Origin of the sequence: Vibrio amylolyticus (assembly GCF_023145695.1) — a bacterium.
Classification (GTDB): Bacteria; Pseudomonadota; Gammaproteobacteria; order Enterobacterales; family Vibrionaceae; genus Vibrio; species Vibrio amylolyticus.
Map to the genome: position 1 here is coordinate 1 of NZ_JAJHVV010000044.1, position 375 is coordinate 375.

Annotated in this window: 1 protein-coding gene; it reads right to left on the reverse strand. The window is 42.7% G+C overall.

Features of this window, described 5'->3' with window-relative positions:
• On the reverse strand, positions 1-375 hold a 375-nt coding region (locus KP803_RS21805; protein ID WP_248010955.1), incomplete at both ends, for a DDE-type integrase/transposase/recombinase.

The window sequence follows — 375 nt, forward strand, 5'->3', positions numbered from 1 at the left end:
CCTAAGCTTGAATGCAGTCTATAACGGTTATAAAAATGCTGGATATAACCCGCTAGTTTATCTCTGAGCTGCTTCTCACTTTTAAATGTATTCTTTCTAATCATGTCGCCCTTGAGTGTATGAAAGAATGACTCTACTTCAGCGTTATCTGTGCAGTGGCCTGGACGATTCATGCTCGGCACTATTCCATTTCTTTTTAGAAGCGCTTGCACCTCATGAGAACGGTACTCTGAGCCTCTGTCTGTATGGAACAATAAACCACTAGACGGTGCTCGGTTACGTACGGCCATCCTTAAAGAACTCATCGTCAACGCTGTGTTCTTTTGCTTACCGAGAGACCAACCCACAACTTTACGTGAATAAAGGTCAATAATT